We start from the raw sequence: 10700 nt of genomic DNA on the forward strand, positions 1-10700 counted from the left end.
CCGGCTCGTCCCGGTGCGGCTCCGCCGCCACCCACTGGGCGACCCAGTCGAGCAGATCCTCCGGCGCGCTGCGCGGATCGAGATGCGCGGGCAGATTGTCGAGCGTCAGCAGGATCGGGGCGAGGACATCGTCCAGCGCGGAGAGGAAGCGCCGCAGAAAGTCCTGTTCCAGATAGAGCGCGGGCAGCAGCTCGATCAGCGGATGCGGTGAGGGCAGTCCCGCCACGGTTCCGCGCATCGCTCAGACCTCCCGTATCCGTAGCTGGTGTTCGTACGAGAAGGCCAGCGCGTGCCGGTCGAGTGCGATCCTGGCCGTCTCCTCGCCGCGCCGCCCGGTCACCGGGTCCGCGGGAAACAGCCGTACCTCCTCCACCAGATCCACCTCCGGCACCCGCTGGAGCACCGCGAACGCCTCGCCCGACTGGATCGGCCGCCCGAAGGGCCAGCCCTCGCCGTCGGGGCCGCCGGTCAGCGGATTGAAATAGCCGTACAGCGCGGCCAGCGCCGCCTCGCGCAGCCGCTCGACCACCGCTCCACGGCGCGCCTGCACCGAGGCCACGACCGTCACGCCCTGGTAGAACGGCGGCTCCACCATCAGCCGCGCGCCGATCGGCCGCCGCTCGTCGAGATGGCTTTTGATCTGTTCCATGGTGTCCGGCGGCGGGATCAGCTCGTTGAAGCCGATCCGGCCCTGCGCGTCACTGCGCCCGGACGGGACGACCAGCAGCCGTACTCCGCCCGCCTCCGCGTCCCTGCCCTCCCGTACGCAGTGCACCCGCGCCGCGTCCGGAGCCACCTCGCGGGCGAGCAGTTCGTAGTCGTGCGGTACGACCGCCCGGTGCAGCGTGCGCAGTGTCATCGGCCCGCGCACCCGGGCGCTCTCCACCGTCTCGCCGTCCACACCGCCGAGCGCGGGACGCCGGTTCTCCACCCGGGCCACATACGGCAGGGAGGCGCGCAGCACCCGCAGCGCGCCACGGGCCACATTGCCGCGCCGGCCGCCGCCCGTACGGTAGCCGCGCACCCGCACCGCGCTGCCCTTGCGCGGCACGGCTCCGTAGTGGCGCAGGCCGCCGTCCTGCTCCCGTACGGCGGGACCGAAGTCCACCCGGCCCGAGTTGGGGTCCAGGGTGATGTGCCGGTCGTCCGGGCCCGAGTGCGCGAAGTCGTCCACGCGGGTCCAGTCGGCCCAGCCGGAGCCTTCGTCCGGATCCGCCACCTCGACCACGAAGTCACCGGGCACCACAGGCGGCCTGGCCAGCAGATAGCTCTGTCCGGGAACGCCCTCGGCGGGACCGAGGACCTCGTCGCGCACCGCCTCGGCGTGCGCGGCCTCGACCGTACCGCCGATCGTGAAGGCCGTGATCCGGCGGACGGTCGGCGGAGCCACATAGGTGGGCTGACCGGGCTCGGGCTCCAGCAGCCGGCAGCGCAGCCAGCCGCCGGTGCGCCCTACGACGGCCGATGTGGTGTGCGCACGCGGAAGATGGAGGATCAGCTCGCCCGACCGGTTGAAACCGCCCGAGTCGTCCTTCTCGATCTCGCAGGCCCGCCACTCCGTGCCGTCCCGGGCCTCCCAGAGCAGCGGCGGGCGCCGCGGATCGACGCCCACGCCCTCCACCCGGCAGTCGAGACGGAGGACCACGACTCCGCTCGGCACCGCGTCGGAGAGCCCCACATAGAGCGTGTCGCCGGGCGTGGGCGTACTGCCGAAACAGGGCACGTCGCGGCCGAGCGCCAGCTCCTCGGTCCGGTCGACGGCCGGGCCGTCCGCGGCACCGGTCGCGAGATGCTCGAACCGGCAGGGCACGATGGAGAGTTCGCGGCTCGTGGTGAAGACCACCGCCTCCTCGGTCTCCGTACGGACCGTGGCGACCTCGGTGCCCTCCCTGACCCGTACCGGCTCCGGCCGGGGCGCGGAGAGCCGGAAGGTGACCTCCGTACGGGCCGCCGTCGGCGGATACAGCCGTACGCCGATCAGATCGAGAAAGGTCAGATAGTTCTTCTCCGGCACGCGGTTGAGCCGGTAGACGAGCTGGTCGACCATGGTGGCGAAGGCCTCGATCAGAGTCACGCCCGGGTCGGAGACATTGTGGTCCGTCCACTCCGGACAGCGCTGCTGCACCAGGCGCTTGGCCTCGTCCACCAGGCTCTGGAAGCGACGGTCGTCCAGATCGGGGCTGGGCAGCGTCACGGTCCGTCCTCCTCGTGCTGCGGGATCACATAGAACGGGAACACCAGATTCCGGGGGTCGTTGGAGCCGCGCACCGTGTATCCGATGTCGATGTACAGCACGCCCTTGTCCGCCTCGTCGAACCGGACGGTCACCTCGGCCACCTCGATACGGGGCTCCCACCGCTCCAGCGCGAGCCGTACCTCGTAGGCGAGCTGGCCGGCCGTACCCGCGTCCGCCGGTGCGAAGACATAGTCGTTGACGGCGCAGCCGAACTCGGGACGCATCGGCCGCTCGCCGGGCGAGGTCGCCAGGATCAGCCGGATCGACTCCTCCAGCGCGCGCTCGCCGCCCACCAGGGCGATGCTGCCGGTGGCGTCCGTACGGGGCGGGAAGGCCCAGCCTGCGCCGATGAACTGCTCTCCCACGGCGGCGGTCAGCCTCCTATGTCGACGCTGGGACAGCCGGACACCACGGGTGAGCCGCAGGCGGCGCGGTCGCCGACGCGGGCGGCCGGGCTGCCGCCGATCAGTACGGTCGAACTGCCCGGTCCGGCGATCGCGGACGGCGGATGGACGGCCGGTGGCGGTACGGAGCACTGGTGCGGCGTGCCGACCGTGGCGGCGGGTCTGCCGCCGATCAGCACCGACGGCACTCCCGGTGGGCCGACCGTGCCCGGGTGGCCTGTGGGATCGCCGACGCGTGCGGCTGCCGACATGTCCGGGTGCTCCTCTCGTGTGTCCTACGTGCGGTGCGTGCCCTACGTGTCCCAGGTGTCCTACGTGTCCCGCTTCAGTTGATCTTGACGAGTGGTGCGCTGATGGAGCAGGTGCTGCCGCCCTTGATCTCCGTGCGTGAGGTGCCGTTGACCGCGACCTGGCTGCCCTGGACATCGAGCGCGCCACCGGTCGCCAGCCGGAGCCGGCCCGTCCCGCCGTCCACCTGGACTCCCGTACGGGCCGTCAGTTTCACCGAGTCGCCGCTGAGTTCGAGTACGCCCTGTCCCGCGTCCATGGCCACTCCGCTGCCGGCCTTGATCGACACCTGCTGCCGGGCCTCGATCTCCACGCTGCCGTCGCTGTTGACGACGATGGTGGTGCCACGGCGGTCCAGGTCGATCTTCAACTTGCCGTCGCCCGTGAGGAGTCGTACGCCCTGCGGGCCGTTCGCCGCGTCCAGCAGCTCCAGTTGATTGCCGCTCTTGGAGGCGAAGGCACGGCGGTTGACGGCACCGGTCGTCGGATCGACGAGCTCGGCGCCTCCGCCTGTGCTGCTTGTGCCGCTTGGGCCGCCTGTTGTGCTGGGGTCGGCTGGACCGCCTGAGCCGGTCGCGCCACCTGCGCCGCCGCCCTGGGCCGGTCTGTCCTGGCCGTTGTAGAGACCTGCCAGCACATACGGCCGGTCGAGATGTCCCTGCTCGAAACCGGCCAGCACCTCGTCGCCGACCTCGGGAATGAACGCCTCGCCACCGCTCGTACCGCCCGACTGCGCCGTACGTGCCCAGTCGCTCGCGTACTCGTCCGACAGCCAGGGGAACCGGACCTTCACCCGCCCGAGTCCCTCCGGATCCTGGGTGTCCGTCACCGTTCCGTTGACCAGGCCCGCGTACCGTCCGCCCGCCGCCGGGCCACCACCGCCGCCCGCCGAGCCCGCGCCGCCGCCCGTCAGACCGAAGAGGGAACGCTCCTGCTGTCCCGAGACGGTGATCCAGGTCTCGTAACCGCGTACGGCGTCGAAGACATGCCGCGAGGACGTGACCGTATAACGGCCCTCGAAGGGCGCTCCCACGGCGTTGAGCGCCACCGCGCTGCCCGCCCGTACCTCGGGATTGCCCCGGATCACCGCCTCCAGCTCGGCGAAGGATCCCGCGATCCGCTCCGCCAGCGCCTTCGCCGCCTGGTTCACCTGCGCCTGTGTCCCGTACGACGTGTCCGTGACGACAAAGCTCGCCTCGCCGAAGGGCGCGGACACCTCGGCCGCCGTCACGCCCAGGTCGAGCGTCGACGTCCTGCCCGCCGGTGCCCGGCCCACCAGCGGCTGCTTGGCGGCCATGTCCCAGCCGCGTACCTCCACCTCGGAGACCTGCTCGGCCGACGACACGCCGGCCCGGCAGCGGATCAGATTGCTGCCCATCTCCAGGACCAGCGGATTCTGCTCGGCGCGCGCGGAACCGTCGGGCGCGCCGCTCGCCTCGGCGGGCCTGGTGATGTGCAGCCTGCCGTCCAGGACGTAGGCCTGCGCGCCCGCCTCCTCGGCCAGCCCTCGGATGAACTCCCAGTCGCTGATATTGGGCTGGGCGACATGTTCGAGTACGGGGCCCGCCACATCCACCGTTCCAGGGCGCAGCCCTGCCCGCTGCGCCACCTGCGCGCAGATGTCGGCGAGCGTCATGTTCTGATACCCGGCGACACGGCGGCCACGGAACAGCCGGTGCGACTCGTCAAGACCGCGCACCACCGTGAAGGTGCCGGTGTCGTCTATCTCCAGCTCCAGCGCGGTCACCACGCCCGTCAGCAGCGGGACGGCGGACGGGCCGCCGCCTGCGTGGGCCAGCAGCCGGACCTCGCCGCCGATCTTGAGCCCGGTCTGTTCCAGCAGCGTCCGGCCGGGATCGCGGAAGCGCAGGACGAAGAGATCCGGCAGCGTACGGCTGTCGTCCACATATCCTTCGACAAGGGTGCCGGCGAGCGCGGGCGGCAGCGGACTGCCCCCGAACTCGACCACCAGCGTCTTGGCGACGCTCTGCTGGGCCATCCGCCCTCACCACCTCTTGTCCTGGCCTGATTCGGCTACCTCGGTTTACTGCGCGGGCTACCTCGGCTCACGTCTGCCGTTCGCGTCCGGAATCGCGGTCCTGGAGCCGTCCCAGCTCGTCCAGAGCGGGCAGCAGCAGCTCCTGCCCGTTGGTCAGCCGCATCGGATCGTCGATCCCGTTCGCCTCCGCGATGACCCGCCAGGCGGCCGGATCCCCGTACTCGCGATGGGCGAGTCCCGGGAGCGAGTCGCCGGCGCCCACGCGGTGCACGCGCCGTGCCGCCAGCGCTCCCGAGGTCGGGTTCTGACCGGGTGTCTCACCGCTGATTTCCTCCATCGTCACCTGGCACAGCGCCCGGATCGGCACACCGGAGGTGGTGAACAGGGTGTATTTCGCCTGCACTTGGCTGACATAGCCGGGAAAACCGGTGAGCCCGCCCCAGTGGAAGACCACCCAGGGCGGCGAGGACCGCTGCTGCTGCCGGGTCTCGCTGGTCGGCACACAGCAGGCGAAGAGCTTCTCGACCGAGGTCACGACACTGCTGTCCTGGGTGTCGCTCGCGTCGAAGAACATCTCCACCGTGAGCTTGCTGGGCTGCGGGCCCTGGTACTCCGGCGGCCCGGAACTCTTCGCGCCCTTGGCGGGCGTGCGTTTCCAGGCCGCCGCCTTGGTCAGACTCAGTTCCTTCGGATTGAACTGGAAGTCGATACGGCCGCAGGGCCCGCCTGGGATGAGACCGCCGCCGACCGGTGGAGTACGCAGTTCCAGATAGGCGTGCTCCAGCTTGGGCCGGGCCGAGCCCGGCGCACGGGCGGAGGACGACGTACCGGCGGAGGACGACGTACCTGAGGTGCTCGCGGCACTGAACGCGATGGGCCCGCTCACCGCGTTCAGCCCTCCATCACATAGCCGTGGTGAGCGATCTCGATCGTCTCGATGGCCACCTTGGGCGACTCGGGAGTGAACGACGGACCGGTCCAGCGCACCGGTACCACCTCCAGCAGGCCCCACTGCGCGACCTTGCGGCCGTCGCCCGTACGAGCCTCGATATGCGCGGTCTTACGGCTGAAACCGGTGGTCATGCTCGCGAACCACTTGGCGACCTTCTCGGTCTCGCGCGTCAGCGGCCGGGAGAGCTTCACATTGGAGTACTTGAGACGGGTCGGGAGCTGCCAGACATGGCCGTTGTTGCCGCCCTCTTCGCGCGCTTCGAGCACCACTTCGCAGCCGAGACCGTCACAGGTGTTGAACGAGCCGAGTTCGATGTCGTCGATCGTGACGACGAAACAGACGCTGACGGCCGGGTCGTTGTTGTCGGCCGGTGTCATGGGTGATGTCACGGGCGATGTCACTTGGCGGACCTCTCAGTGCCTGGTGTCGGTTCAGTGCCTGGTGTTGATCAGGAATCCGGCGCGTTCGCGTTCCAGCCGCAGATCGGCCTTGAGCAGTCGGCTGAGAGGCGCGTACAGGGCTCGTACGAGCTCATCGGTGACGGGCGGGGCCTGAGCGGACGGGCCTGACGCGGCGGTGGCCGCGTCAGGGAAGGCGGAAGCGGGATCGGCGGCGTCGGCGGCGGATTCCTCGGATTGCTCGGGAGCGGGCGCGGTCTCGGGTTCGGGCGCGGGTTCGGGCGTCGGTTCCGGTGAGGAGTCCGGAACGAGATCCGGGACGGGGAGTGGGGGTGGCGTCTCGTTGCTCATGGCCTGGCGCTGGACGGTTCGGGCTGCTTGGGCCGCTCCGGTTGCCTGGGCGGCCGGGATACCGAAGACCACACTGCCGTCGGCCATCCGCTGGGCCACTCCTGCGGCGACGGCGACGGAACCGGCGTCGCGGAAGCCGGAGGTGGAGAGAGCTCCGGAGACCGACCGGGGTGACGGAGGGCCTCCGAAGGTCCGTGGCTGTGGCTGCTGCTGTGGCTGCCGTTGCCACTGTCGCTGTACTGCGGGCGGGAGTTGTGCGGGTGAGGCCTGTGCGGGCAGAAGTTGTGCGGGTGGCGGCGCCATCACCGTACGGGCGGCTCGGTCGCCCGTGTCGGACGAGCGCTGGACCGCCGTCTCCGGGTGTGGAGCGGACCAGCGGACCGGTACGACGGGCGGTTCTGGTTCCGTATGTCCGGAGACCGAGGCCATGGGGGAGGCCGTGGGCGCGTCCGGGCCGGTGGCGAAGAGGGGCATCGCCCGTTGCGCGACGAGCGGCGCCACCGGCCCGGACGCTGGTTCGGTGGTGGGGCGGGGGAGCGTGCCGGGACCGTGGAGACGTTGGATCCGTAGGGGCGTGAGGGTGGGGCTTCGGCCGGGTGAGGGCGGGACCGTCGGGTGGTCTTGGGCGTGCTGTTGGGGGTGGTGTGGTGCGTGTTGTTCCATGTGCCGTTGTACGAGGGACGGAGCGTCGCCGAGCAGTGGCCTTGCCGAAGTCCCCGCGTCCGGTGGGAAGTTGGCACCGGTTGGGTCCGGCGGTTCGGTCGAGTCGGTGGTCGGCCCAGGAACACGTGCGGCGATCTGCCGCTGTGCGGTGGGCGGCAGCCCGGCCAGCGGTGCGCCGAGGCCCGGCATACGGGAGCTGTCCCGTACGGGCGGGGCAGCGGATCCGGACGAGGCGGGCGCTGAGGCTGCCGCGGGAAGTTCAGGCTGGGACGCTGAGGGCAGCGAGGGTTCGACCGGGCGTTCACCGATCAGTTGGCGTACGGGCAGTTCGGCGGGCGATGTCCCGGCCGAGACCAGCGAACCGGCCGCCTCGCTCCGTTGCACCGGCATGGCTGTGGGCTGTATCCGCGCCTGCACACGCGCTTGCGCCTGCCCCGGCATTCGTCCTGCGGGTGTGGGCGCCGTGGGCCAGGAGGCGACGACACCGTCCTCGGCCCAGCGGCTCACTGTCGTGGGACCGCGGGACGCGACAAGTCCGTGCATCAGCCCGGAGGGCGCCTGCGGGCTGACCAGATGCCCGAGAGGAGTGGTGAGTGTGGCGTCCTGCCAACTGCCGAGTGAGCCGCGGAAGCCGTCCGGGTCCGTCACCAGGCCGGGAGTGGTCACCGTGCGCTGAACCGGAGGGAGTTCGCGCCAGCCGGCCACCGCGCGTCCGGGCGGAGACGCGATGCGCGCCGCGCCGGTGGCGTCCGCCGCGTCCACCGTGTCCGTCGTCTCTGTAGCGGGCATCGCGTCCGTAGCGTCCACCGCGTCCGATACCTCGGCCCGGTCACCGCGCAGCCAGGAAAGCAATCCCATGATCCTGTGTCCCCCCTCTCGCCTCTCGCCCTGCTCTGCCCTACTGCCCGGTGAGCCGGGCGATCTGTGCGACGTACCTCAGCCGCTCGGCGTGCTCCAGATCGAGCAACTGGTCGAGTGGCCAGTGGAAGTGGTAGGCGAGGTACGCGACCTCCTCGTAGAGCAGGTCGGCCGCGTACGTCACGATTCCCCCGGGCGACCACCTCCGGCGAGATCCACGGCGAAGCTCTCCTGGCAGGACGGGCAGGTGACGGCGGCCCGGGTGTGTCCCTCGGCGTTGATCCGGCGGTAGAAGTCCTGGAGAAAGGCGAGATCGGAGGCGAACAGGTCCTCGATGACGCCCGGATGGATGTCCTCGACGGTGCCGATCCTGCTGACCACGCGGGCGATCAGGACGACCGACAGATACGCGGCGTTCTCCCGTACCCGGTCGTCCCTGAGCGGAATCAACTCGTCGCGGGCGGTGGCCAGTCGCATCACGCCCGAGCGATGCACGGTGCCGGACTCGTCCACGTAGCCTCGCGGCAGTTCGAACGGGAACTCGGTACGCAGAGTCTCGCGAGCCTCGTGGGCGGCACGAGACCCGTGGCCGTTCCGGTGCTCCCGCCCGTCACCGCCCGACCTGTCCGGCGCGGTGCCGTCGTCCGGTCGTACGGCGGGAGACAGTACGCGCCGCATCAGTCGACTTCCATGCTTTCGTAGGTGATGGCCAGCTTCTCCGTGAGAACGGAGGTGTCGCCCGCCTTCAGCGTGCCGATCTCCAGGGACTTGGGCCAGGCGTTGATCAGCTTGTAGCGCTTGATCGCGATGCCCTCGTAGTCGTAGACGATGATCGCGCCGTTGCGCCGGGCGTCCGTCATCCGGCCGAACCGGGAGTCCTTGATCCACTGTTCGAAACTGTTGTCCTCGGTCAGTCCGCGGCTGACCGTGACCTCGCCCGCCTTGGGACGGCCCGGCAGCTTCTTGATGGCGTACTTACCGTCGGCGGTGTTCTGCTTCAGCTCGATGACGTCCTGTTCCATCTTCAGACCGCTCACCTCGGTGATCTGCTTGATGAGGACGCTGTCGAATTCCAGACCGAAGGAGTGTCCGACGGAACTGTCGAGATCGGGAAGTGGCACTACCAGCCTCCTAAGCACTCGCTGTCGCTACTGCTGATCTCAGCCGTCTCACTCATCGACCGCGCCAGTTCCGCCGGTCAGTTGGGAGAGCCGGAAGACCACGAACTCGGCCGGTTTCACCGGCGCCACTCCGATCTCGCAGATGACCTGTCCGGCGTCGATGCTCTCGGGCGGGTTCGTCTCGCGGTCGCACTTGACGTAGAACGCCTCTTCCGGCGTCAGCCCGAACAGCGCGCCTCTGCGCCACTCGTTGACCAGGAACGCCGAGACCGTACGCCGGATACGGGCCCACAGCGCGTCGTCGTTCGGCTCGAACACGACCCATTGGGTGCCCGCCAGGATCGATTCCTCCAAATAGTTGAAGAGCCGTCGTACGTTGAGATAGCGCCAGGCGGGATCCGCGGCCAGGGTGCGCGCGCCCCAGACGCGGATACCGCGCCCGGGAAAGGCGCGGATGCAGTTGAGGCCGATCGGATTGAGCAGATCGTGCTCGTTCTTGGTCAGTTGGGTCTGGAGAGAGACAGCTCCTCGTATGACTTCGTTCGCCGGGGCCTTGTGGACTCCGCGTGAGGCATCGTTACGGGCCCATACTCCGGCGATATGACCGCTCGGCGGCACAAAGGCGTTACGGCCCGCCGCCGGGTCGAAGACCTTGATCCATGGGTAGTAGAGCGTTGCGAACTTCGAGTCGAAGCCGGTCGTCTCCATCCGCCAGTCCTTGATCTGCCGAGGGCTGAGACCGGGCGGCGGATCGAGGATCGCGATCCGGTCGCCCATCAGCGCACAGTGGTCGATCAGGCTCCGCTGCACCGAGACCACGGACTCCAGGTCCAGATCGCCGCGTTCGTAGGCGCTCATCAGATCCGGTACGGCGACCATGGTGACCTCGTCGATCGCCTCCAGCGCGCCCAGACCCGTGCGTCGGTCGGGATCGCCGACGTACTCCTCCGCGGAAAGCGGACCGGATGCGCCGTCGGCGTCGCCCGCGGGCCGGAGCGTCACGGTCTGGGCCTCGGGTCTGGTGGGCGCCGGGCCGCGTCCCGGCTCGCGGATCTCGATCAGCTGCGACCGCGCCCTCACCTGCGAGGCGACATTGTCCTTGCTGCGCTTGGACGAGACCGCGGGATAGGTTTCCACGACCTTGCCGTCGCGGGCCACCACCAGGGTGAACACATCCTGTGGTGGGTCCTCGCCCTCGGGATCGGCCACCGAGACGGTGATCTCGCCGGTCACACCGGGCAGCGTCCGTACGGTGTACGGCCCGAGCTGGGCCTCCGTACCGTCCGTACCGGCTGGCAGCTCCCTGGCTGTCCCGGCCTCGGATTTATCATCGTCACTTTCACCCGTACCGCCGCCGATGCGGATGACGTAGCAGATGCCGCCGCCATTGGCGAAGAAGCCGTAGACGGCGGAGGCGAGGTAGGGCCCCT

Annotated in this window: 11 protein-coding genes and 1 pseudogene; all 12 read right to left on the minus strand. The window is 69.8% G+C overall.

The features are described from left to right. Positions 1-238 (minus strand): annotated as a pseudogene (locus GA0115259_RS13765) (phage tail protein); the annotation flags it as partial. A gap of 3 nt (positions 239-241) precedes the next feature. Further along, positions 242-2194 (minus strand): putative baseplate assembly protein, encoded by a 1953-nt coding sequence (locus tag GA0115259_RS13770; protein ID WP_093595872.1) that lies wholly within the window; start codon positions 2192-2194, stop codon positions 242-244. Beyond that, positions 2191-2601 (minus strand): GPW/gp25 family protein, encoded by a 411-nt coding sequence (locus GA0115259_RS13775; protein WP_093595875.1) that lies wholly within the window; start codon positions 2599-2601, stop codon positions 2191-2193. Before GA0115259_RS13775 ends, GA0115259_RS13770 begins: the two co-directional genes overlap by 4 nt. A gap of 8 nt (positions 2602-2609) precedes the next feature. After that, positions 2610-2891: a PAAR domain-containing protein gene (locus GA0115259_RS13780; protein WP_093595878.1), complete on the minus strand. Its 282-nt coding sequence runs from the start codon at positions 2889-2891 to the stop codon at positions 2610-2612. 74 nt (positions 2892-2965) lie between these two features. Next, positions 2966-4927, minus strand: a complete 1962-nt coding sequence (locus tag GA0115259_RS13785; protein WP_093595881.1) for a VgrG-related protein — start codon at positions 4925-4927, stop codon at positions 2966-2968. A gap of 67 nt (positions 4928-4994) precedes the next feature. Beyond that, positions 4995-5813, minus strand: a complete 819-nt coding sequence (locus GA0115259_RS13790) for a CIS tube protein (protein WP_093595884.1) — start codon at positions 5811-5813, stop codon at positions 4995-4997. Positions 5814-5818: 5 nt separating this feature from the next. After that, positions 5819-6256 (minus strand): phage tail protein, encoded by a 438-nt coding sequence (locus tag GA0115259_RS13795; RefSeq protein WP_093595887.1) that lies wholly within the window; start codon positions 6254-6256, stop codon positions 5819-5821. 54 nt (positions 6257-6310) lie between these two features. After that, positions 6311-8149 (minus strand): hypothetical protein, encoded by a 1839-nt coding sequence (locus GA0115259_RS13800; protein ID WP_141716555.1) that lies wholly within the window; start codon positions 8147-8149, stop codon positions 6311-6313. A 40-nt stretch (positions 8150-8189) separates the two neighbouring features. After that, positions 8190-8333 carry a DUF6760 family protein gene (locus GA0115259_RS40265; RefSeq protein ID WP_093595893.1) on the minus strand — a complete coding sequence of 48 codons (144 nt, stop codon included), beginning with the start codon at positions 8331-8333 and terminating at the stop codon, positions 8190-8192. Next, entirely contained in the window at positions 8330-8827 is a 498-nt protein-coding gene (locus tag GA0115259_RS13810) for a hypothetical protein (protein WP_093595896.1), read from the minus strand. Before GA0115259_RS13810 ends, GA0115259_RS40265 begins: the two co-directional genes overlap by 4 nt. Next, positions 8827-9270: a phage tail protein gene (locus GA0115259_RS13815; RefSeq protein WP_093595899.1), complete on the minus strand. Its 444-nt coding sequence runs from the start codon at positions 9268-9270 to the stop codon at positions 8827-8829. The genes GA0115259_RS13810 and GA0115259_RS13815 overlap by 1 nt, the downstream gene beginning before the upstream one ends. Positions 9271-9318: 48 nt before the next feature. Further along, positions 9319-10700: phage tail sheath family protein (locus GA0115259_RS13820; RefSeq protein WP_093595902.1), on the minus strand; the 1382-nt coding region annotated here is incomplete at its 5' end.

It is taken from the genome of Streptomyces sp. MnatMP-M17 (genome assembly GCF_900091995.1).
GTDB lineage: Bacteria > Actinomycetota > Actinomycetes > Streptomycetales > Streptomycetaceae > Streptomyces.